Genomic DNA, 21,439 nt, shown 5'->3' with positions numbered 1-21,439 from the left:
CGGCCTCCTTTTCGAGGCTCAGCGCGGGCTCAGTTTCCAGTAGAGCGTGAAGGCGACCGCAATCAGCATCGCCACGGCGGCGCCGACGACGCCGACGAAGGCGTGGTCGAAGGCGGACTGGGCGAGGGCGATGACCTGCTGCGCCTGGTCCGGCTTGAGGCCATCGGCAAGCACCAGCGCCTCGTCGAGGCTGTCGCGGGCCTCGTCGGCGAGCGCCATGCCCTGCGGCACGACCATCGCCTTTGAATAGAGGGCGGACATCAGGCTTCCGAGCAGCGCGATGCCGAGTGCCCCGCCCAGTTCGAACGAGACTTCCTCCACCGAGGCGGCCATGCCGGCCTGCTCTTCGGGCGCCGAGAGCATGATGACGGTCGACGCCGCCGTCATGGAGGCGCCGGCGCCGAAGCCCATCGCCGCGAGCGCCGCGATCCAGTAGACTGTCGGACCCTGGTGGGTGGCGAGGAAGGCGGCGAGCGCAAGGCCGGACAGCAGCAGCGCGGCCCAGAGCACCCGTTCGCCGCCAAGGCGCGGCAAGGCGAGCCCGGTGAGCGGCCCGGCGAAGAAGGCGGCCGCAGGGATCGGCAGGATGAGCACGCCGGCCTCCAGCGGGGAATAGCCGAGCACGAGCTGCAGCCGCTGGCTGAAGACCAGCTCCACGCCGATAAGGGCGGCGGAGGCGACGAGCGCTGTGGCGACGCCCGCGGTAAAGCGTGGATCGGCAAAGAGCGCGAAATCGATCAACGGCGCCGCGCTGCGGCGCTGGCGGCGAATGAACACCGCCATGGCCGCAAGGCCGATGACAAGCGCGATGACCGCGCTTTCCCAGGAGGGATCGCGCTTTCCCGCTTCCTTTACGGCATAGGTGAGGCCGACGAGGCCGAACATCACCTGCACGGAACCGAGGAGATCCCAGGGGCGGCTGCGGTCTCCCGCACCACGGGTGAGCAGCACGGCGCTCGCCGCCAGCGCGACGAGCACGACCGGAACGTTGATCAGGAAGACGGAGCCCCACCAGAAATATTCAAGCAGCAGCCCGCCGACGACCGGGCCGAGCGCCGCCCCGCCCGAAGCGACCGCGGCCCAGATGCCGATCGCAAAGGCCCGTTCCTTCTCATCCGTGAAGGTGAGGCGGATGAGCGACAGCGTGGCAGGCATCATCATCGCCGCCCCGGCCGCCAGGGCGACGCGCGCGGCAATCAGCAAGGCGGGCGAGGGGGCGAAGGCCGCACCGAGGGAGGCGAGGCCGAACACGATGAGGCCGGCCATGAACATCTGCTTGTGGCCCAGCCGGTCGCCCAGCGTGCCGAGGCCCGGCAGGAGGCCGGCAACGACGAGGGGATAGGCGTTGACGATCCAGAGCTTCTCGGCCGCGGTGGCGGAAAGCGCGTGCGTCAGTTTGGGCAGGGCCGTATAGAGCACCGTCATGTCGATGACGATCAGGAAGAGCGCGCTGGAGACGACGGCGAGGACGAGCCAGCGTTTACCACGGGACATCGGTATGATCCTTGGGCATGGTGTTTCGCGGTTGCATGCGCGTGGGGCGCTATATAAATACATTCGTATTGAAATGGAAGAGGTGAGATGGCAGGACGACCGCGCAGCATAGATCGCGACCGCGTTCTGGACGCCGCCGAGGCCATCGTGGCCGCCGACGGCGCGGCGGGGCTGACCTTCGATGCCGTTGCGCGCGCCGCCGGCATCACGAAGGGCGGCGTGCAATATTGCTTCGGCACGAAGGAGAACCTGATCCGCTCGATGATCGAACGCTGGGGCAGCACGTTCGAGGCGGAAGTGATGGCGCATGCGGGAAACGACCGCTCGCCGCAATCCGTCATCCGCGGGCACCTGCTGGCGACCCGCGACAGCGACGAGGCGGAATATTCACGCTCCGCCGTGATGATGACGGCGCTCTTGCAAAGCCCCGAACAGGTTGCGGCGAGCCGCGTCTGGTACACGCATCGCCTGGCGGGGCTGGACATGGATAAGGCGGAGGACAGGCAGGCCGCGCTCGCCTTCCTCGCCGGCGAAGGCGCCTTCCTGCTGAAGGCCTTCGGCCTCATCGATATCACCGAGGCCCAGTGGGCGGCCCTGTTCGCCGACATGCTCACCCTTGCGGGCGAGCGTGAGGACGGAAAAAGGGACGGGGAAAAGGGTTAGGGCAGGTCCGGCGCCGACGCGATTCCACTTCGGCCGAAAACATTCCGGATGCGAGGGAGGCGGGGCTCAGAGCCTGTATTCGCTGGCGAGCGTCACATGGTGGTGGATGCGGCCTTCGAAGAATTCGGCCAGAACCGACTCGGTCGCCGCGCGGGCTTCGGCGCGCACCGGGCTTGCCAACGCCTCCTCGACGGCCGCAAGGCTCGGATAGTTGATGGCGAGGATCATCGGCAGTTCCGGCGCACCCTCGTCGCGGGCCTCGGCAAACGAGACGCGCACGTCGGTGGCATGTGGAAACTGCCGCCATTTCGGCAGGATGCGCTCGATGACGGCCTTGCGGAAGGCGTCGGTCCGGCCCTCCTTCACCTTGCCCTCGAACAGCGCGTAGCGGGTGATCATTCGAAGTTCTCCTTGTTCGGGCCCCGGAAGAATTCCATCAGCGCCGCCTGGTCCTCGCCGCCGAGGCCGGCGGCCGTCAGCATGCGGTGGATCTCGGCACAGGCCGCCGTCAGCGGCATGGCGGTGTTGGTGCGGCGGGCAAGGTCCTGTGCGCCGGAAAGGTCCTTCACCATGTTGTCGATGCGGCCCGTGCGGCGGTAGTCCTTCGCCACGAAGCGCGGCATGTATTCCTGCAGGATGGCGCTGTCGGCCCGCCCGCCCTTCAGCGCCTCGGGGATCTTTGCCGCGTCGACGCCGGCATCGAGCGCCAGTTGCGTCGCCTCGGCGACGGCAAGGAAGCCGAGGCCGCACAGGACCTGGTTGATCAGCTTGGTCGTCTGGCCGGCGCCGACCGGGCCCATATGGGTGTAGTTGCTGGCGACATGTCGCAGGACCTTATGCGCATCCGCCACGTCGTCCGCCGTTCCGCCGGCCATCAGCGTGAGCTGGCCGAGCAGCGCCTTCGGTGCCCCGCCGGACAGCGGGCTGTCCACCCAGCGCAGGCCCTTTTCCGCCGCATCGGCGGCCAGCTGCTTCGTGGCGTCCGGGTCGATCGAGGACATGTCGATGATGAGCGTGCCGGCCCGCGCGCCGGCGGCGATGCCGGCCTCGCCGAAGACGGCGCGGCGCACGATGGCCGGCGAATTGAGGCTGAGGATCACATAGTCGCTGGCGGCGGCGGCCGCGGCGGCCGTGGGCGCCGCGGCCGCGCCCTTGCCGACCAGTGCGTGCACCTTTTCCGGGTTCGGATCGAAGACGGTCAGGCGGTTGCCGGTTTCGGCAAGCCGCGTGCCGATGGCGCCGCCCATGGCGCCCGCGCCGATCAGCGCGACGGTGTTCGTCATGATGGGGTCTCCTCCAGTTTCGCGGCGATACGGTCGACGATGCTTTCGAGCGTGTCGTCGATATCGACGGTCATGGCATTCTCGTCTTGCGCCGGCGGTTCGAGGGCGGCGAACTGGCTGTCGATGAGGCTCGTCGGCATGAAATGGCCGGCGCGGGCCGACATGCGGGCGGCGATCAGGTCCCTGCTGCCGGAAAGGTGGACGAAGGTGACGGGACCGCGCGCCTCGCGGGCGATGTGGTCGCGGTAGTGGCGCTTGAGGGCCGAGCAGCCGATGATCAGGGTGCCGTCCGGCTGCGCGAGCGTACGACCGACCAGGGTCAGCCAGGGCCAGCGGTCCTCGTCGGTCAGCGGTTCGCCGCGGCTCATCTTCTCGATGTTTTCCGGCGGATGCAGGTCGTCGCCATCGAGATAGATCGCGCCGATGCGGCCGGCAAGCGCCGCGCCGACGGCGGACTTGCCGCAGCCGGCAACGCCCATCAGGACGATGCGCCTGTTTTCCTCAGAGCGAGGCCGTGATGCCGCCGTCGACATAGAGCGTGTGTCCGTTCACGAAGGAGGAAGCGTCGGAGGAAAGGAAGATGCAGGCGCCGACCAGCTCCTCCACCTTGCCCCAGCGGCCGGCCGGCGTGCGCTTTTCCAGCCAGGCGGAGAAGGCGGGATCGGCGACGAGCGCGGCATTCAGCGGCGTATCGAAATAGCCGGGCGCGATCGCGTTGCATTGCAGGCCGTATTTCGCCCAGTCCGTCGCCATGCCCTTGGTGAGGTTGCCGACGGCGCCCTTGGTGGCGGTGTAGGGGGCGATGCCGGGGCGGGCGAGCGCCGTCTGGACGCTGGCGATGTTGATGATCTTGCCCGCGCCGCGGCGGATCATGTGGCGGGCGACGGCCTGTCCGACATTGAAGACGGTGGAGACATTGGTCTTCAGGAGCCGCTCGAAGGCGTCGGCGGGAAAGTCCTCCAGCGGTGTACGATGCTGCATGCCGGCATTGTTGACGAGGATGTCGATGGCGCCGACCTCCGCCTCGAAGGCATCGATTGCCGCGCGCACGGCCGCGTGGTCGGTGGCGTCGAAGGCGAGCGTGTGTTTCGCGCCGAGTTCCTTTGCCGCGGCCGCCAGCTTGCCCGCGTCGCGGCCATTGAGGATGACCTCTGCGCCGGCATCGGCAAGGCCTTTGGCGAGCGCAAGGCCGATGCCCTGCGAGGAGCCGGTGACGAGGGCGCGCTTGCCAGTAAGGTCGAAGAGTTGCGTGCTCATGGATCCTTTGTCTCTTTGTTCCCGCAAGGGCGGATGAAAGCCGTCTTACGCTTTCCTGCCATTGCCGTCAGGCAAAAGCGATCTGCGTCTTCATCGACTGGCCCTTGTCCGAGGCGATCTCGAAGGCCTTCAGGGCGTCGGCGAGCGGCAGCGTATGGGTGATCAGCGGCTTCACGTCGATCAGCCCGCCCTGCATGAGCTTCACCGCCACGGCGAATTCCTCATGGAAGCGGAAAGAGCCGCGCAGGTCCAGTTCCTTGGCCGTGATCGCCATCATCGGCAGGCTCATTTCGCCGCCGAGGCCGAGCTGCACGATGACGCCGCGCGGGCGCAGCGCCTGGATGCCCGCGACGAGCGCCGGCTGCGCGCCGGAGCATTCGTAGAGCACGTCGAAATATCCTTTGTTCTCGCTGAACGGAACAAGGCCGTCGCGGTCTTCCGACAGGTTGACCGTACGGTCCGCGCCGACCGCGCGGGCAAAGCCGAGCGCCCGTTCGGAGAGGTCGGCGGCGACGATCTCGGCCGCGCCGGCCCGCCTTGCCGCGAGGATCGACAAGGTGCCGATCGGCCCGCAGCCGGTGACGAGCACGCGCTTGCCCAGCATTTCGCCGGCCCGGCGCGTGGCGTGCAGCGTGACCGAAAGCGGTTCGGCCATCGCGGCCTCCCCGGCGGAGAGGCCATCGGCCTTCACGCACTGGCTGGCCTTGGCGACCAGCCGCTCGCGGAAAGCGCCCTGGATATGCGGGAAGGGCATGGCCGAGCCGTAGAAGCGCATGTTGAAGCAATGGTTCGGCAGGCCCTTGAGGCAATAGTCGCAAGCCCCGCAGGGCCGCGAGGGCGAGACGGCGACGAGATCGCCGATGGCAAGGCCGGAGACGCCCTCGCCGAGCGCGGCGACATGGCCGGCCACTTCATGGCCGAGGATCATCGGCTCTTTCAGCCGCACCGTGCCGAAACCGCCGTGGTTGTAGTAGTGCAGATCCGAGCCGCAGATGCCGCCGGCGGCAAGGCGGATCTCCACTTCGCCGGGGCCGGGCGCCTCAACGGCGCTCTCCTCGATGCGCAGGTCCTTCACCGCGTGGATGACGATCGCCTTCATGGTCTCTTCCTCACAGAACCGGGGTCGGCAGCGGGCGGCCGTCGAAATGGGCCGACAGGTTGTCGAAGACGAGCTGGCCCATCGCCTTGCGCGTCTCGACCGTGCCGGAGGCCATGTGCGGCTGGAGCAGGACGTTGTCGAGCGCAAGGAAGCGCGGATCGAGGTTCGGCTCGCCCTCGAAGACATCGAGCGCGGCGGAACCGAGCGCCTTGCTTTCGAGCGCGTCGAGAAGGGCGTCCTCGTCGATGTTGGAGGCGCGGGAGATGTTGATCAGCATGCCCTCCGGCCCGAGCGCCGCGATGACCTTGCGGCCGACGATGTGGCGCGTCTCGGCGGAGGCGGCCAGCGTGACGAAGAGGAAGTCGGAGCGGGCGGCCAGTTCCACCGGGTCGGCGATGAAGGTCCAGTCCCCGGCAAAATCCTTCGGGCCGGTATCGCTGTAGGCGATGTCCATGTCGAAACCGGTCAGGCGCTTTGCGACCTCGTAGCCGATGCGGCCGAGGCCGAGAATGCCGGCGCGCTTGCCGTGCACGCGGCGCTTCAGCGGGTAGAGGCCTTTTTTCGCCCAGTCGCCGCTTTTGACCCATGTCTCGCCACCGATGACGCCGCGCGCCTCGGCGAGCATCATCGCCACGCCGAGGTCGGCGACGTCCTTGGTCAGCACGTCGGGCGTGTTGGTGACGCGGATGCCGCGCTGGCGGGCGGCGGCAAGATCCACCGCATCATAGCCGACGCCGTAGACGGAGATGACCTCCAGCTTCGGCAGCGCCTCGATCATCGTCCGGTTCGCGCCAAGCTCGCCGCGCGTGGCGATGCCGCGGATGTTGGCGCCGTGCGCGGCCAGGAACGCCGCCTTGTCGGCCGCCTCGAAATAGCGATGCATGGTGAAGTTGGCGTTCAGGCGCTCTTCGTCCCACGCTGGATACGGCCCAACCTGCAACAGCTCGATCTTGCTCACGGGATTCCTCCGATATGTATTTTGTTATCGATAACATATCGTGCCGCAGGGAATTGTCCAGCCCCATTTCAAAAAGCTATGGGGGTGTTGAAGAGGCTTATATAGCGCCCTTGACAATGATGTTATCGATACCATACGATCATTCCATCGGCTTTGGGAGGAGCAGGTGGAAACGCAGAAACTTCTGGAATTTCGCGCCGTGTCGAAGGAGTTCGGTGGCACGAAAGCGCTGACGAACGTGTCGCTCGACCTCAGGAGCGGCGAGATCCTCGCGCTTCTCGGCGAAAACGGCGCCGGCAAGTCGACCCTCATCAAGACGCTCGCCGGCATCTACCGGCCGGACGGCGGGGACATCCTGTTTCGTGGCGAGCCCTATCACCATCGCCCGCCGCGGCCGAACGAGCGCCAATCGGTCGCCTTCATCCACCAGGACCTCGGCCTCATCGAATGGATGACGGTGGCCGAGAATGTCGGCCTGGCACAGGGCTTTTCGCTGCGCCGCAAGCTGATCGACTGGAACGCCACGGCGCGGCGCACGGCCGAGGCGTTGAAGCTGGTCGGCTGCGATTTCGATCCCTCCACCCGCGTGCAGAGCCTGACGCGCACCGAAAAGTCGCTGGTCGCCATCGCCCGGGCGCTCGCCGTCGAGGCCGACGTGCTCGTCCTAGACGAACCGACAGCGAGCCTTCCGGCCGACGAGGTGGAGCGCCTGTTCGACGCCATCCGGCCGCTCAAGGACCGCGGCGTGGCGATGATCTACGTCTCGCACCGCCTCGACGAGATCTTCCGCATCGCCGACCGCGTCGCCGTGCTGCGCGATGGGCATCTCGTCGGCGAGACGGCCGTCGCCGACACCAATCCGGACGAGCTGATCCGCATGATCGTCGGCCGCAAGGCGGACCAGCTCTTTGCCAAGGCCCATTCGACACCCGGTCCGGTGCTGGTGTCGGTCGGCGACCTTGCCTGCCGTGGTGCCGGCCCCGTCTCCTTCGAGCTCAGGCAGGGCGAGCTTCTCGGCCTTGTCGGCCTGCGCGGCGCGGGGCAGGAGCTGATCGGCCGCGCCCTCTTCGGCGCCGAACCCGCGACGGGCGTGGTGACGATCCGCGGTGCGGCGCCCGATCTTTCCAGCCCGGAAACGGCGATCGCCTCCGGCATCGGGCTGATCGCCCGCGACCGGACGGAGGAATCGGTCGCCATGTCGCTCACGCTGCGGGAAAACACCTTCCTCAATCCCGGCGCGTCCGGGCGTGGGCTTGCGGCTTTCCTGTCGCCGGCCCGCGAAGCCGGCATGGCCGCGGCCATCGGCGAGAAGGTGGGGCTGCGCCCCAACGACCAGGCGCTCGCCATCGAGGCGCTGTCGGGCGGCAACCAGCAGAAGGTGGTGGTCGGGCGCTGGCTTGCGACCGGCCGCAGGCTGCTGATCGCCGAGGACCCGACGGCCGGCGTCGATGTCGGCGCCAAGGCCGACATCTACCGCCTCATCGCCGCGGCGGTGGAGGAAGGGCTCGCCGTCCTCGTGATCTCCACCGACTTCGAGGAGATCGCGCATATCTGCCATCGGGCGCTCGTGTTCTCGCGCGGACGCATCGTTCGCGAGCTGTCCGGCGCCGACCTCACCACCTCCGCCGTCATCGCTGCGGCCTCCGCCTCCGAGGCGGCCTGATTTCCGGGAGAAAGACGATGCAATCCATCCAGTCCAACGCGCTCGAGCCGACGCCCGCCGAACTGAAGGGGCTTTCGACCGGCGAGAAGCTGAAGCGCCTCCTGCCGGTCTATGGCCTCGTCATCCTGACGGTCCTGCTCATCCTCGTCTTCTCGGTCCTGCTGTCGGATACGTTCCCGACGCTGCTCAACCTGCGCTCGATCATCGCCAACAAGACGATCATCGCCATCCTGTCGCTGGCCGCGATGATCCCCATGGCGTGCGGGCGCATCGACCTGACCATCGGCTACGGCATCGTGCTCTGGCATATCCTGGCGATCAGCCTGCAGACCATGCTGGGCCTGCCCTGGCCGCTGGCGGTCGCCGTCGTTCTGATGCTCGGCGCGTTGACCGGCCTCCTGAACGGCCTGCTGGTCGAGGTGGCCAAGATCGACAGCTTCATCGCGACCCTCGGCACCGGCACGGTCATCTATGCCATCGCGCTCTGGCACACAGGCGGCCGGCAGGTGGTCGGTGTCTTGCCGGACGGGTTTCTCGCGCTGAACGGCACCATGCTCTTCGGCCTGCCGATCACCGGCTTCTACGTGCTGGCGCTGGCGATCGTGCTCTGGATCGTGCTCGAATACCTGCCGATCGGCCGCTATGTCTATGCCATCGGCGCCAATCCGAAGGCGGCCGCGCTGAACGGCATTCCGGTCCGCCGTTTCGTCATCGGCGCCTTCATCGCCTCGGGCGTCCTCTCGGCCGTCGCCGGCGTGCTGCTCGCCTCGCGGCTGCGCATCGGCCAGGCGAGCGTCGGCCTCGAATACCTGCTGCCGGCCCTCGTCGGCGCCTTCCTCGGCTCCACCACCATCAAGCCGGGCCGCGTCAATGTCTGGGGCACGATGATCGGCGTCATCATCCTTGCCGTCGGCATTGCCGGCATCCAGCAGTTCGGCGGCTCCTTCTTCGTTGAGCCGCTGTTCAACGGCGTCACGTTGCTCGTCGCCATCGGTATTGCCGGTTACGCCCAGCGCCGCCGTGGCGCTGCGGGCGCCATCAAGCCGAAGGGCGCGCCGGGGGAAGCGGCCGGCAAGCCATCCTGAACCTTCGTTCCATCGTCGCATGTCTCACGTCCAAAGGGAGGACACTATCGTGAAACGCAGAGATTTCCTGGCCACCACGGCCGCCGTCGCCTTCGGCCTGATGCTCGCAAGTCCGGCCTTCGCGGATGCCATGGCGGATGCGAAGGCCGTCGTCGAGAAATATGCCAGCAAGGTCGAGAAATGGGACGGCCCGACGGGCGGCCCGAAGGCGGCGGACGGTAAGACCGTCGTCGTGGTCGCCGCCGACATGAAGAACGGCGGCATCCTCGGCGTCGTCAACGGCATCGAGGAGGCGGCCGCCGCCATCGGCTGGAAGGTGACGGTGCTCGACAGCGCGGGCTCGATCGAGGGCCGTACCGCCTCCTTCGGCCAGGCGCTGACGCTGAAGCCGGGCGGCATCATCATCACCGGTTTCGATGCCGTCGAGCAGAAGCCGGCGATGGAGGAGGCCAAGAAAGCCGGCATTCCGATGGTCGCCTGGCATGCGGCGCCTGCCGTCGGCCCGGTCGAGGAGGTCGGCGTCTTCGCCAACGTGACGACGGACGCCATGGAAGTCTCCAAGGCGGCGGCCGACTATGCCTTCGTCGATGCCGGCGGCAAGCCGGGCGTGATCATCTTCACCGATTCCACCTACGCCATCGCCATCGCCAAGGCCGACAAGATGAAGGCGGAGATCGAGGCGCTCGGCGGCACGGTGCTCGAATATGTCGACACGCCGATCGCCGAGACATCGCAGCGCATGCCGCAGCTCACCACGACGCTCCTGCAAAAATACGGCGAGCAGTGGACCCATTCGCTGGCGATCAACGACATCTATTTCGACTTCATGGGCCCGTCGCTCGCCGCGGCCGGCATTGCGGGCGATGGCGCGCCGAAGAGCGTTGCGGCCGGCGACGGCTCGGAAAGCGCCTACCAGCGCATCCGCGCCAGGCAGTACCAGTCCGTCACCGTGGCCGAGCCGCTCAACCTGCAGGGCTGGCAGCTCGTCGACGAGTTGAACCGCGCCTTCGCGGGCGAGCAGTGGTCGGGCTACGTCTCGCCGCTCCATGTCGTGACGGTGGACAATGTCGAGTTCGATGGCGGGCCGAAGAACAGCTTCGACCCCGACAACGGCTATCGCGACGAATACAAGAAGATCTGGGGCAAATAAGCCTCCTTCCGGCGTCCGGGGGCGGGAGGACCGTCCCCGGGCGCGATCAAAGCCCGGTCTCCATTGCCCTTGCCCGGGACGGCATGATCGGTATCTTGCGCGGGCGTTGGATTGCGAGGGAGGAGTGCCATGTCGTTTTTCGAGGCCGAGGACGCGGTGTTTTCAACCTTCGTGCTGGGAAATGCGCCGCTGAAGAAGCTGGCCGGCGGGTTCGACTGGGTCGAGGGCCCGGTCTGGTTCGGCGATCACGATTGCCTGCTGTTCTCCGACATTCCCAACAACCGCATCCTGCGCTGGAGCCCGGCGCTCGGTATAAGCACGTTCCGCGAGCCTGCCAATTTCTCCAATGGCAACACGCGCGACCGGGAAGGTCGGCTCGTCACCTGCGAGCACGGCACGCGCCGCGTCACCCGCACCGAGCATGACGGCTCCATCACGGTCATCGCCGACCGCTACGAGGGAAAGCGGCTGAACTCGCCGAACGATGTCGTCGTCGCCTCGGACGGTGCCGTGTGGTTCACCGATCCGCATTACGGCATCGCCTCCGACTACGAGGGCACGCGCGCCGAACAGGAGCTGCCCTGCAATGTCTACCGGGTCGACCCGCTTTCGGGGGAGATCCGGGCGGTGCTCACCGATTTCCAATGCCCGAACGGCCTTGCCTTCAGCCCGGACGAGACGCGACTCTATGTTGCCGATACGGGCCGCATCTTCTCCGACGATCCGCGCCATATCCGCGTCTTCGATGTCGGCGAAGGCTGGTCGCTTGCCGGAGGCGACGTCTTCCACGTCGTCAGTCCCGGCTGCGCGGACGGCATGCGCGTCGATGCGGCCGGCAATCTCTGGACCTCGGCCGGCGACGGGGTGCACTGCATCGCGCCGGACGGCCGCCGGCTCGGGAAAATCCTCGTGCCGGAGACGGTATCGAACATCTGCTTCGGCGGCCGGCATGGTCACCGGCTCTTCATCACCGCCACCACATCCCTCTATGCCGTTTCGCTCGCCATCCGCGGCGCGGTCCGGACCACGCGATAGGAACGCCGGACATGCCATTCACCGAAACGACCGCGAAGCTGACGGACGAGGGCGTGCTTGCCATGCTGCAGGGCGCCATCGATGCCGCGAAGGCCTCGGGCCAGCCGCAATGCATCGTCATCGTCGACCAGAGCGGCGTGGTGCTCGGCGCCTTCCGCATGAACGGCTCGCGTTATCTCTCGCTGAAGAGCGCCACGGCCAAGGCCCGCACCGCCGCCTCCATCGGCGCCCCGAGCCACAGCCTGCCCGACCATGCGAAGCTACCGCTTGCGGCGGCCACCCGGGGCGAGGTGACGGGCCTTCGCGGCGGCTTGCCGATCCGCTCGGCCGGAGTGCTCCTCGGCGGCATCGGCGTTGGTTCGGGCTCGGGGGAGCAGGACGAGGAGGTCGCCCGCGCGGCGCTGGCCGCTATCGGCGCGGACGCGGCGTGACCGGCCTTTGCGCGCGTGGGGATAACGGAACGCTCTGCTGGCGCCCGGCTTGCGGCATGGAAGGCCGGCGCGCTACGGTGTGGTAACGATAACGGAGCACGGGGAATGCGCAACGACAAGGCGCCGACCATGGCGGACATCGCCCGCAAGACGGGTGTTTCCCCGATGACGGTATCGCGCGCGTTCAAGTCCGGCAGCCTGATCAACAAGGATACGCGCGACGCGATCCTGAAGGCGGCGGAAGAGCTCGGCTATGTCTTCGATTCCACCGCCTCGAACCTGCGCTCGCAGAAGACGGATTTCATCGCCGTCACCATCCCGTCGATCAACAATGCGAACTTCGCCGATACGGTCGGCGGTCTTTCCGAAACGCTGAGCGCCCGCGGCTTCCAGATCCTGCTCGGCTATACGAACTACGATGTCGAGGAAGAGGAGCGGCTGATCGAGCAGCTCTTGCGCCGCAAGCCGCAGGCCATCGTCGTGACCGGCGGAAAACACACGCCGCGGGCGCGGAGGCTGCTGGAGAACGCCAGCGTGCCCGTCATCGAGACCTGGGACGTGCCGGCCGAGCCGATCGGCCATTTCGTCGGCTTTTCCAATGCCAACGCCGTGCGCAGCATGGTCGATCATTTCGTGGCGGCCGGCTATCGCCGCATCGCCTTCATCGGCGGTGACGCGAGCCGCGATACCCGCGGCAGCGACCGCCGTCTCGGCTTCATTGCCGCGCTCGACAACCACGGCCTTGACGCCTCCCGCCTCATCGATGCGGGCGTGCCGCCGATCTCGATGCGGGAAGGCGCCAATGCCATGGCGCGGCTGCTGGCGGAATTCCCCGATACGGAAGCGGTGATCTGCGTGTCCGACCTTTCGGCCTTCGGGGCGTTGACGGAGTGCCAGCGCCGCGGCGTGCCCGTGCCCGGGCGCATCGCCATCGGCGGCTTCGGCAACTACGAGATCGGCGGCATCTGCGTGCCGGCGCTGACGACCGTCGACGCCCAGGCGCGGCAGATCGGCGAGCGCACCGGCCGCCTCATCCTCGATCTCCTCGACGACCGGCCGGACGTGCCGCATGTCACGATCGAACCGCGGCTGATCGTGCGCGACAGCAGCCGCTAGGCCTTCAATTGCGCCCGCAGTTTGCCGGCGGCGAGGTCCATGAAGGCCTGGATGCGCGGCGTGCGGCGCAGGTCCGGATGGATGAGGAGCCAGACTTCCGATTCCAGCGCGCCGATGAAATCGCCCTGCCGGTCGAGATCGAACGACCGGTGGAGATAATCCGGCAGAAGCGCTCTTCCGAGGCCCGCTGCGGCGGCCTGGGCGGCGGCCCACATGCTGTTCACCCGCAGCACGATCTCCTCCTCCGCAACATGGGCGGTCAGCCAGCGTGCGGCGGGAATGGCCGAAAGGCTGTCGTCGAGCGCGATCCACGGCAGGTCTTCCCTGGTTCCGCTTTTCACGTAGATCGCATAGCGGAACGCGCCTGCCCGCTGGCCGACCAGCGTTTCCGGCGGGGAGCGGGTTGGGCGGATGGCCACTTCGGCCTCATAGCGCGCCATGTCGGCAAAGGTGTTGGAGACCACGAGATCGAAGCGGATGCCGGCATGTTTCCGGCGTACCGGCGGGAGCAGCGTGGAAACCAGCGGGACCAGGGAATCGGGCGTCGTCAGGGTGATGCGGCCCGCAAGCCGCTGTTCGCCGCCCGCCAGTTGCCGCCGCGCCTCGGCAAGGTTTGCCTCCACGTCCATCGCGGCACGGACCAGCTCGCTGCCGAGCGGGGTCGGGACATATTGCCCGCCGAGCCGCTGGAACAGCGGCGCCCCGGCCTCCTGCTCCAGTTCCTTCAGCCGGCGGTAGACGGTGGCGAGGTGTACATTGAGGCCGGCGGCCGCTGGGGCGGGCTTTCCGCTGCGCGCCAGTGCCGCGATCAGGAGCAGGTCGTCGGTCGATAGCATTTTCGCACCATTGCGAACTGGTTTCGCAATTCATGCAGAAGAATTCGCGCTGTTGCAAATCTATATGTCGATCAAAGGAGATCGACATGACCGAACTGTTGCACATCAAGGCTTCGCCCCGTGCGGACCTCTCGCATTCCGGCAAGGCGGCGGCGGGGTTCATCGCCGCGCTTGAAAAACACCATCCCGCGCTTCAGGTCCGCGAGATCGATGTCTGGAAGGCGGACCTGCCGGCTTTCGACGGCCCTCTGCTCGCGGCGAAATATGCGCGCCTCGCCGGCCGTCCTTTCACGCCGCAGGAGGCCGAAAGCTGGGCGGCGATCGAGGATATGGTGCGCAGGCTCGATGCGGCAAAGATAGTGCTTCTCTCCACGCCGATGTGGAACCTCTCCATTCCCTATCGGCTGAAGCATTATATCGACCTCGTCACCCAGCCGGGCCTCAGCTTCCGCTTCGATCCGCAAACCGGCTATACGCCGCTTCTGCGGCCGCGCCCCATCGTCGCGATCCTCGCAAGCTCCGGCGATTTTTCCGAGGGGCCGTCCTGGGGCCGGCCCGATCTTGCCACGCCGTATCTGCGGCAGGCCCTGAAGTTCATCGGCTTTCGCGATGTGGACATCGTCCCCGTCGGCCCCACCGTCGGCAAGCCGGGCGACGTGCTGGCCGCGGCGGAAAAGGCGCAGGCGCAGCTGGCGGCCCTTGCGGAGCGGCTTGCGAGGGTGGACGCATGAGCGCGGCGACGGGTTGGGCGCTCCTGGTTCTGTCCGGCGTGCTGGATGTCTTCTGGGCGCTGGCGACCAAGAAATCGAACGGCATGACGCATTGGGGTTGGGGCCTTCTCTCCATCCTCCTGCTGGCGGCCTTCGTGTTCTCGCTCGCCAGGGCCTTGTCCGTCCTGCCGCTCGGAATGGCCTACGCGGTCTGGACAGGCATCGGCGCGGTCGGCTCCGTTGCCGTCGGCACCATCGTGTTCGGCGAGCCGCTGGGCGCCCAGCGCATCGCTTATGTGGCGATCATCGTGATCGCGATCGTCGGCCTGCATCTCGGCACGGGGCAGGAGGCCTCCGGCTGAGCGGCGTCAGGCCGGGCCGCGTTCGAGTTCGGCGACGAGCCGCGCCAGCATCGCGTCGCACCGGTCGAGCTGCTCGATGCTGACGAATTCGTCGGCCTTGTGACCCTGTTCCATGAAGCCGGGGCCGCAGACCGCGGTGGAAAGGCCGAGGTCCTGATGGAAGAGGCCGCCTTCCGTGCCGAAGGCTACCTTCACGGTCGGCTCGTCCGTCGCGAGGATCCGGCGCAGCAGCCGTATCGCGGGCGCGTCGGAGGGCGTGTCGAGGCCGGGATAGCCGGAAACCGGCTCGATCTCGATGCAGGCCATCGGAAACCGGCCGCGATGCGGCGCGACGATGGCCTCGGCATCGCCGCGGATATCGGCGAGGATGCGCCCCGGATCGTCGCCGGCAATGTTGCGGATCTCGAAGTCGATCTCGCACAGGCTGGGCACCACGTTGAGCGCGGTGCCGCCGTGCATCAGGCCGGCATGGATGGTGGAATAGGGGATGTCGTAGTCCGGGTCGCGCGCGCCCCGCGCAGCCAGCATGTCCTGCCGCGCCTGGAGGGTGGTGATGAAGGCCGCGCCGAGATGCAGCGCATTCAGCGCCTTGGGTGCAAGTGCCGAATGGCCGGCCTCGCCGCGGCAGCAGGCCTTGAGTGCCAGCTTGCCCTTGTGGCCGCTGGCGATGCGCAGGCCCGTCGGCTCGCCGACGATGCAGAGCGCCGGCCCTGCCGGCCGCTTCACCAGCGCCTCGATCATGCCGCGCACGCCGAGACAGCCGATCTCCTCGTCGTAGGAGAGGGCGAGGTGCAGCGGCGCTTTCAGGGGGCGGGTCGCGGCGAAAAGCGCGGCGTGAAGCGCTGCGGCCACGAAACCCTTCATGTCCGCCGTGCCGCGGCCGTAGAGCCGCCCGTCCCGCTCGGCCAGCCGGAACGGATCGGTGCTCCAGTCCTGTCCTTCGGCCGGCACGACGTCGGTATGGCCCGACAGCACCACGCCGCCAGGCCCCTCGGAACCGATGGTCGCCCAGAGATTGGCCCGGCTGCCATCCGGATGCGAAAAGCGCTCGATCCGCGCGCCGGCCGGGCGCAGCAGGCCTTCGACATAATCGAGCAGCGCCAGGTTGGATGTCCGCGACACCGTCGGTTCGGCAACGAGGCGGGCGAGGATATCCGGGGTCGCGGGGATCATGCGCCTGCCGCCGTTCACAGGTCGCCCGGCACGCCGTAGCTCGGCGCCCGGGTGGGGTCCAGCGCGCGCGTGACATAGGCGTCCATTTCCGTGCGCCAGCGTTGCCACAGCGCGGCGCATTCCTCGATCGGATCGCCCTCGGTCCAGTCGACGCGGAGATCCGCGACGTTCCAGGAGACCTTGTCGACCATCACCAGGCCCATCGAATGGACCGGCCCTTCCTCGCCGCCGGCGGCGACCGCCGCCCGCATGGCGGCAATCAGCCGGTCGCCGAGGTGCCGGCCCTCCGCGGCCTCGAAGGCCTCGACCATCGCCTGCGGAATGGCCGTCGTCGTCAGCATGTTGCCGGCGGCAACGACGCCGTTGCCCCGGGCGAAGGCATGGGTGCCGAGGGTCTTGGCGCCGGAAAAGGCGGCCGTACGCCCCTCGGCGTCGACGAGCGCCAGCTGGCGGTATTCGACATGGGGGGCCTCCGCCACCAGCCGCGCAAGCGTGGCTTCCGCCGAAAGGCCGCCCGCCATCAGGTCGAGCCCTTTCGGGCCGAGGCGCGGGTCGGTGACGTTCTGCGTCGAGACCGCACCGATGCCCGCGCGCACATGGGCGCAGCGCGCCGCGACGCTCGGCGAGGAGGAGGAGACGGCGATGCCGAACATGCCGGTATCGGCGCAGCGGCCGGAAACGGAAAAGGTCATGCCGCCCTCCCGTCAGGCCTGGTCGGGAATGACGGCGGTGGCCTCGATCTCGACCAGCCATTCGGGCCGGGCGAGCGCCGTGACGACGAGGCCCGTCGAGACGGGGAAGACGCCTTTCAGATACTTGCCCATCTCCCGATAGACGGCCTCGCGGTAGCGGATGTCGATGAGATAGACGACGACGCGGCAGACATGGCTGAGGTCGGAGCCCGCCTCTTCCAGCAGCATCTTGATGTTTTCCATCGCCTTGCGGGCCTGCGCGGCGGCATCGCCGATGTGCAGGCTTTCGCGCGTGTCTAGGTCCTGCGCGATCTGTCCGCGCACGAAGACCGTGGTGCCGCGCGCCACAACCGCCTGGCAGAGGTCGTTGTCCAGCTTCTGCTCGGGATAGGTGTCCTTGGTGTTGAAGGGGCGGATGCGGGTGTGCACGGGCATGCTTGTCTCCTTGATGGCCGAGCCCTGAACGTATCGGTGCGCCGCGGGCGGGGTAAGTCGTTTTTGCCGATCCCCCGCTTCGGAAAAAGCTATGCCGGGACCGGCCTGCCGCCCGCGGTGCTTATGCGGGATTATTGCAGCAGCTGGGTCCAGACGCGCGTCACCAGATCCTGCGCGGCGGCCGAGCAGGTGCGCGAGAAGGTGATCGGCACGTCCGGATAGAGTTCCGGCGCCTTGTCCTTGGTGTAGACGACCTTCTCCTGCATGACCTTCATCGGCGAGGAATGGGCGTAGAAGTTCATCTGCTCGGTGGCGTTCTCCACCGTCGAGATGAACTCGATGAACTTGACCGCATTGTCCCGGTTCGGCGCGCCCTTCGGGATTGCCAGGCTGTCCATCCAGCCGACAAGGCCTTCCTTGGTCATGGCGAGGCTGACCGGCGAGCCGGCGACGCGGGCCTTGAGGGAATCGCCGTCCCACCAGAAATGGGCGGAGACCTCGCCCGAGGCGAGCCGGCTTGCGATATTGTCGGAGGAATAGACCGCGACGGAGGGCTTTTGCGCCATCAGGAGGTCCAGCACCTTCTTCATCTCCGCCTGGTCCTCCGAGCAGAAGGGCACGCCGAGATAGAGCTGGGCGGCGCCGATCACCTCGTCGGGATAGGAGAGCATGGCGATCTTGCCCTTGAGCTCGCCTTCCGGCTCGAAGAAATACTTGAAGCTGTCGGTCGGGCCCTTGTATTCCTCGGTGTTCACGACGAAGCCGGCGGTGCCATAGGCGAGCGGGATCGAGAAATCCTGCATCTCGTCCCACCATTGATTGCGCCAGCGCTCCTCGATGTTCTGGTAGGCCTGCAGCTTGCTGGCCCCGAAATTCTCGATCAGCCCCTCGTCGATCATCACGCGCAGGAAGTGCTGGGAGGGCGTGGCGATGTCGTAGCCGGAGGAGCCGGCCTGCAGCTTGGTCAGCAGGTCCTCGTTGGAGGTGAAGCTGTCGACATTGACCTTGACGTCGTTCTCCTTGGAGAACTTTTCGATGAGGGCGGGGGATATCGACTCGGCCCAGGCGTAGATGTTCAGCTCGCCCTCCGCCCGCGCGGCGGTGGCAAGGCATAGGGCAAGGGCGGTCGCTGCGAGGTATCGTTTCATTGTCTGTTCCTCTCTTCGTTATGGTTCGGCATTTTCACGGGCGCCGCGCGCCGCAACGAGAAGCGCGACGGTGGCAAGGATGAGCGAGGCCAGGATCAGCAGCGTCGCTATGGCGTTCAGTTCCGGCGAGGTGCCGGCGCGGATCAGCGAGAAGATGTAGACGGGCAGGGTCGTCGAACCGCCCGTCGACAGCATGTTGGAGGTGATGAAGTCGTCCATCGAGATCAGGAAGGCGAGCATCGCGCCGGAGAAGACGCCCGGGAAGATCAGCGGCAGCGTCACCCGGCGGAAGGTCGTCCAGCGGTCGGCATAGAGGTCGGCGCTCGCCTCCTCCAGGTCGAGCGACATGCCCTGCAGGCGGGCGCGGATCGGCAGGAAGGCGAAGGGCGTGCAAAAGGCGGAATGGGCGATGACCAGCCGCAGCATGCCGTTCTGTACGTTGACGAGCGAGAAAAGGATCAGCGTCGCGACGGCCAGCACGATCTCCGGCAGCAGCAGCGGCAGGTTGACGATCGTTTCGCAGAGCTTGCGGTAGCGCACGTTCTTGCCGCGGATGATGGCGAGCGCGGCGGAAAGCGCGATGAGCGTGGAGACGACCGTCGCGACGGCCGCAACGGTCAGCGAGGTTTCGAGCGCGTTCATCAGCGCCCTGTTGTTGAGCGCGGAGGCGTACCAGTGCGTCGAAAACCCCGTCCAGACGCCGGCAACCCGGTTGGCGTTGAACGAATAGGCGATGATCACCGCCAGCGGCGCATAGAGATAGATGAAGAAGAAGACGGCGAGGGGGCCGAGGCCGGGATAGTGCTTGACGTCGTGGCCCTTCATCACCGGACGTCCTCCCGGCGGGCGGCGCGCAGCGCCATGACGAGGAGGAAGACGAGGACGAGCGCCATCAGCGTCATGGCGATCGCCGCGCCGAAGGGCCAGTTGCGCCCGCCGCCGAACTGCAGCTGGATCAGCGTGCCCATCATCATCTGCTTGCCGCCGCCCATCAGCGAGGGTTCCAGCACCGCGCCGAGCGCGGGCACGAAGACGAGGATGGCGCCGGCCACGAGACCGGGAGCCGTCAGCGGCAGGATCACCCGGCGCAGCGTCACCCAGCGGTTGCCGTAGAGATCGTGCGAGGCCTCGATCAGCGTCCCGTCCAGCTTCTCGATCGAGGCGAAGACCGGCAGGACCATCAGCGGCATGGCGGTGTAGACCATGGCCGTCAGCGTCGCGCCGTCGTTGAACATGAAGCTCATGCCTGCGGGCAGGCCCAAAGTCTCGAGGAAGCGCGGCAGCGTGCCGTCCTTGCCGAGGATGATCATCCAGGCATAGACGCGCAGGATCATCGAGACCCAGAAGGGCAGCGTCACGAGATAGACGAGCGCTGCCTTGCGGCCCGGCGGCTGGCGGGAGATGAAATAGGCGACCGGAACGGCGAAGATGAGGCAGATCAGCGTCGTCGCGCCGGCGAGCGCGAAGGTGCGGGCGACGATCAGGAGATATTGCGGGGTGAATTCCAGCTCCCCCGTCCAGCCTTCGTTGAAGAGGATCTGGCGGTAGCCCGCGAGGTTGAAATCCCAGGTGAAGCCGCCATGTGCGCCGCGTGTGGCGAGCGAGACGGCGGCGATGATGGCGATCGGCAGGATCAGCGCCAGGCCCATCAGCAGCCAGGACGGCAGGAGGCCCCAGAAGGAGAGGTCGCGCCAGAAACGGGCGCGGGGCGAGCGGTCCGTTCCGCCGGCGGCGGCGTGGAGGGCGCTCTCCGTCATGCGGCCAGCACCCGCGCCGAACCCGCGACGAAGCCTACCGGGACGGTCGCCCCGAGCGGGATCGCGTCGCCCTCGCGCGAGGCGTTGCGGCGCGAGGCGCGCAGCTCCGTTCCCGCGACATCGAGCGTGTAATGCGTGTAGCCGCCCATGTAGTTCTTGTTGATGATGCGCCCCTCGAAGACGGTGCCCTGGGCCTGGTCGCCGAGATTGATCTTTTCCGGACGAACCGAAAGGGTCGCACGCCCGCGGCTGGCAGTGCCGGTCGCCGGCACGGTGAGGGCGACGCCGAACGGCGTGCGCACGGTCGCCTGTCCGGGCGCGGTTTCCACGACCTCCACATCCAGGAAGTTGGTTTCGCCGACGAAATCTGCGACGAACCGGTTGACCGGCTCCTCGTAGATTTCCGTCGGCGTGCCGATCTGCTGCACCTCGCCGCCGCCCAGCACGGCGATGCGGTCGGACATGTCGAGCGCCTCTTCCTGGTCATGCGTGACGAAGACGAAGGTGATGCCGGTATCGCGCTGCAGGGTGCGCAGCTCGTCCCGCATCGCCTGGCGCAATTTCAGGTCGAGGGCGGAGAGCGGTTCGTCGAGCAGCAGCACTTCCGGTTCGGGGGCGAGCGCCCGGGCGAGCGCGACGCGCTGGCGCTGGCCGCCCGAAAGCTGGGCGGGCCTGCGCTTCGCCATCGGCGCCATGTGCACGCGCTCCAGCATCTCGCCGACGCGGGTCCTGATGCGTCCCTTCTCCCAGCCGAGGTTCTCCAGGCCGTAGGCGACATTCTGCTCCAGCGTCATATGCGGGAAGAGCGCGTAGCTCTGGAACACCGTGTTGACGCGGCGCCGGTGCGGCGGGATCGCGACGACCTCCTGGCCGGTGAGGAGGATCGAGCCGGTGTCCGGGCTTTCGAAACCGGCGAGCATGCGCAGGAGCGTGGTCTTGCCGCAGCCGGACGGGCCGAGCATCGTGAAGAACTCGTTGCTGCCGATGTCGAAGCTGACGGACTTCAACGCCTGATAGGTCCCGAAGCTCTTGGAGACCGATTTCACTTCGATGGCCTTTTGGGCTCCAGTGGGATGGGGCTTGATCATGCCG

General features: G+C 67.3%; 24 protein-coding genes. 9 read left to right on the top strand and 15 right to left on the bottom strand.

The genetic code is table 11. From position 1 onward, the window contains the following. Positions 1–18: 18 nt before the first annotated feature. On the bottom strand, positions 19–1,494 hold the full coding sequence (locus AABF56_RS28305; RefSeq protein ID WP_272808387.1) for an MFS transporter: 1,476 nt from the start codon (positions 1,492–1,494) through the stop codon (positions 19–21). A gap of 87 nt (positions 1,495–1,581) precedes the next feature. Between AABF56_RS28305 and AABF56_RS28300 the strand changes: the two genes are divergently transcribed. Next, complete coding sequence (locus tag AABF56_RS28300; protein WP_133036199.1) at positions 1,582–2,157, top strand: TetR/AcrR family transcriptional regulator; 576 nt, start codon at positions 1,582–1,584, stop codon at positions 2,155–2,157. Between the two features lie 66 nt (positions 2,158–2,223). On the opposite strand, the gene AABF56_RS28295 is transcribed toward AABF56_RS28300, so the two are convergent. From AABF56_RS28295 to AABF56_RS28270, 6 genes are all read right to left on the bottom strand, one after another. Continuing rightward, the gene (locus AABF56_RS28295) at positions 2,224–2,556 is read right to left on the bottom strand and encodes a hypothetical protein (protein ID WP_064334628.1); all 333 of its coding nucleotides are present in this window, start codon (positions 2,554–2,556) and stop codon (positions 2,224–2,226) included. Beyond that, positions 2,553–3,440: an NAD(P)-dependent oxidoreductase gene (locus AABF56_RS28290; RefSeq protein ID WP_272808386.1), complete on the bottom strand. Its 888-nt coding sequence runs from the start codon at positions 3,438–3,440 to the stop codon at positions 2,553–2,555. Before AABF56_RS28290 ends, AABF56_RS28295 begins: the two co-directional genes overlap by 4 nt. Continuing rightward, a complete protein-coding gene (locus AABF56_RS28285) occupies positions 3,437–3,919 on the bottom strand; it encodes a gluconokinase (protein ID WP_272808385.1) in 483 nt (160 codons plus the stop codon). The genes AABF56_RS28290 and AABF56_RS28285 overlap by 4 nt, the downstream gene beginning before the upstream one ends. 22 nt (positions 3,920–3,941) lie before the next feature. Beyond that, positions 3,942–4,697, bottom strand: coding sequence for an SDR family oxidoreductase (locus tag AABF56_RS28280; protein ID WP_272808384.1), 756 nt, complete (start codon positions 4,695–4,697; stop codon positions 3,942–3,944). 67 nt (positions 4,698–4,764) lie between these two features. Beyond that, on the bottom strand, positions 4,765–5,796 hold the full coding sequence (locus AABF56_RS28275; protein WP_272808383.1) for an L-idonate 5-dehydrogenase: 1,032 nt from the start codon (positions 5,794–5,796) through the stop codon (positions 4,765–4,767). A gap of 10 nt (positions 5,797–5,806) precedes the next feature. Further along, positions 5,807–6,754: a 2-hydroxyacid dehydrogenase gene (locus tag AABF56_RS28270; RefSeq protein ID WP_272808382.1), complete on the bottom strand. Its 948-nt coding sequence runs from the start codon at positions 6,752–6,754 to the stop codon at positions 5,807–5,809. 166 nt (positions 6,755–6,920) lie between these two features. Between AABF56_RS28270 and AABF56_RS28265 the strand changes: the two genes are divergently transcribed. The 6 genes from AABF56_RS28265 (at position 6,921) to AABF56_RS28240 (ending at position 13,234) form a co-directional block, all read left to right on the top strand. Continuing rightward, the gene (locus AABF56_RS28265; RefSeq protein WP_272808381.1) at positions 6,921–8,417 is read left to right on the top strand and encodes a sugar ABC transporter ATP-binding protein; all 1,497 of its coding nucleotides are present in this window, start codon (positions 6,921–6,923) and stop codon (positions 8,415–8,417) included. 17 nt (positions 8,418–8,434) lie between these two features. Continuing rightward, positions 8,435–9,502, top strand: coding sequence for an ABC transporter permease (locus AABF56_RS28260; RefSeq protein ID WP_272808380.1), 1,068 nt, complete (start codon positions 8,435–8,437; stop codon positions 9,500–9,502). Between the two features lie 49 nt (positions 9,503–9,551). Beyond that, the gene (locus tag AABF56_RS28255; protein WP_272808379.1) at positions 9,552–10,652 is read left to right on the top strand and encodes an ABC transporter substrate-binding protein; all 1,101 of its coding nucleotides are present in this window, start codon (positions 9,552–9,554) and stop codon (positions 10,650–10,652) included. A gap of 129 nt (positions 10,653–10,781) precedes the next feature. Further along, positions 10,782–11,687 carry an SMP-30/gluconolactonase/LRE family protein gene (locus AABF56_RS28250; RefSeq protein ID WP_272808378.1) on the top strand — a complete coding sequence of 302 codons (906 nt, stop codon included), beginning with the start codon at positions 10,782–10,784 and terminating at the stop codon, positions 11,685–11,687. Positions 11,688–11,698: 11 nt separating this feature from the next. Further along, positions 11,699–12,118 (top strand): GlcG/HbpS family heme-binding protein, encoded by a 420-nt coding sequence (locus AABF56_RS28245; RefSeq protein ID WP_272808377.1) that lies wholly within the window; start codon positions 11,699–11,701, stop codon positions 12,116–12,118. 105 nt (positions 12,119–12,223) lie between these two features. Continuing rightward, a complete protein-coding gene (locus tag AABF56_RS28240; protein ID WP_272808376.1) occupies positions 12,224–13,234 on the top strand; it encodes a LacI family DNA-binding transcriptional regulator in 1,011 nt (336 codons plus the stop codon). Here the strand turns inward: AABF56_RS28240 and AABF56_RS28235 are convergent. After that, positions 13,231–14,070 (bottom strand): LysR family transcriptional regulator, encoded by an 840-nt coding sequence (locus AABF56_RS28235; RefSeq protein WP_272808375.1) that lies wholly within the window; start codon positions 14,068–14,070, stop codon positions 13,231–13,233. The genes AABF56_RS28240 and AABF56_RS28235 overlap by 4 nt on opposite strands. 86 nt (positions 14,071–14,156) lie before the next feature. Here AABF56_RS28235 and AABF56_RS28230 point away from each other — a divergent pair, with 86 nt between their 5' ends. Both AABF56_RS28230 and AABF56_RS28225 read left to right on the top strand, forming a co-directional pair. Beyond that, a complete protein-coding gene (locus tag AABF56_RS28230; protein ID WP_272808374.1) occupies positions 14,157–14,801 on the top strand; it encodes an FMN-dependent NADH-azoreductase in 645 nt (214 codons plus the stop codon). Then, positions 14,798–15,142, top strand: a complete 345-nt coding sequence (locus AABF56_RS28225; protein ID WP_272808373.1) for a DMT family transporter — start codon at positions 14,798–14,800, stop codon at positions 15,140–15,142. Before AABF56_RS28230 ends, AABF56_RS28225 begins: the two co-directional genes overlap by 4 nt. 6 nt (positions 15,143–15,148) lie before the next feature. Here the strand turns inward: AABF56_RS28225 and argE are convergent, their stop codons facing one another. The 7 genes from argE to AABF56_RS28190 form a co-directional block, all read right to left on the bottom strand. Beyond that, a complete protein-coding gene (argE, locus tag AABF56_RS28220) occupies positions 15,149–16,315 on the bottom strand; it encodes an acetylornithine deacetylase (protein ID WP_272808372.1) in 1,167 nt (388 codons plus the stop codon). A 14-nt stretch (positions 16,316–16,329) separates the two neighbouring features. Next, positions 16,330–17,007 (bottom strand): DUF1028 domain-containing protein, encoded by a 678-nt coding sequence (locus tag AABF56_RS28215; RefSeq protein ID WP_272808371.1) that lies wholly within the window; start codon positions 17,005–17,007, stop codon positions 16,330–16,332. Between the two features lie 12 nt (positions 17,008–17,019). Continuing rightward, a complete protein-coding gene (locus AABF56_RS28210; RefSeq protein ID WP_244770181.1) occupies positions 17,020–17,442 on the bottom strand; it encodes a RidA family protein in 423 nt (140 codons plus the stop codon). A gap of 131 nt (positions 17,443–17,573) precedes the next feature. Further along, positions 17,574–18,590 (bottom strand): extracellular solute-binding protein, encoded by a 1,017-nt coding sequence (locus AABF56_RS28205; protein ID WP_272808370.1) that lies wholly within the window; start codon positions 18,588–18,590, stop codon positions 17,574–17,576. Between the two features lie 18 nt (positions 18,591–18,608). After that, positions 18,609–19,415, bottom strand: a complete 807-nt coding sequence (locus AABF56_RS28200; RefSeq protein WP_272808369.1) for an ABC transporter permease — start codon at positions 19,413–19,415, stop codon at positions 18,609–18,611. Further along, positions 19,415–20,347 (bottom strand): ABC transporter permease, encoded by a 933-nt coding sequence (locus AABF56_RS28195; protein WP_272808368.1) that lies wholly within the window; start codon positions 20,345–20,347, stop codon positions 19,415–19,417. The genes AABF56_RS28200 and AABF56_RS28195 overlap by 1 nt, the downstream gene beginning before the upstream one ends. Then, a complete protein-coding gene (locus AABF56_RS28190) occupies positions 20,344–21,435 on the bottom strand; it encodes an ABC transporter ATP-binding protein (RefSeq protein WP_272808367.1) in 1,092 nt (363 codons plus the stop codon). Before AABF56_RS28190 ends, AABF56_RS28195 begins: the two co-directional genes overlap by 4 nt. Positions 21,436–21,439 lie beyond the last annotated feature (4 nt).

This window comes from Shinella sp. WSC3-e (genome assembly GCF_945994535.1).
Classification (GTDB): domain Bacteria; phylum Pseudomonadota; class Alphaproteobacteria; order Rhizobiales; family Rhizobiaceae; genus Shinella; species Shinella yambaruensis.
Note: the sequence above shows the minus strand (reverse complement) of the source record. Positions and strands in the feature narration are given on the sequence as shown.